Source organism: Brucella sp. TWI432 (assembly GCF_039674445.1).
GTDB classification, from domain to species: domain Bacteria; phylum Pseudomonadota; class Alphaproteobacteria; order Rhizobiales; family Rhizobiaceae; genus Brucella; species Brucella chromiisoli.
The window spans coordinates 1-309 of the sequence record NZ_JBDJNL010000076.1 but is presented as its reverse complement, the minus strand read 5'-3'; the positions used below and the strand labels follow the sequence as shown (position 1 = coordinate 309).

Genomic DNA, 309 nt, shown 5'->3' with positions numbered 1-309 from the left:
TCGTTTTGGTTCCTGAGCGGAACTGTTTTTGAACCTGAAGCTGTCATTTCCGGTTTCCAGGATGTGGCAGTGATGGGTGAGCCTGTCGAGCAATGCAGTCGTCATTTTGGCGTCGCCAAACACGCTTGCCCATTCACTGAAGCTGAGATTGGTGGTAATTATGACGCTCGTGCGCTCGTAAAGTTTGCTGAGCAGATGGTGTGATTAAGCATGGAATAAGGACCCCATTTAAGGGGTTATCGGCATCCAAACGGGACCCCTTATTTAAAGGGTAACATGACCTTCGATTTCAATCGGAGGTTTTCTATT

General features: G+C 47.6%; 1 pseudogene. It reads right to left on the bottom strand.

Going from position 1 to position 309, the window contains the following annotated elements:
* Nucleotides 1–198, bottom strand: a pseudogene (locus ABE527_RS21680) (ATP-binding protein); the annotation flags it as partial.
* Nucleotides 199–309 lie beyond the last annotated feature (111 nt).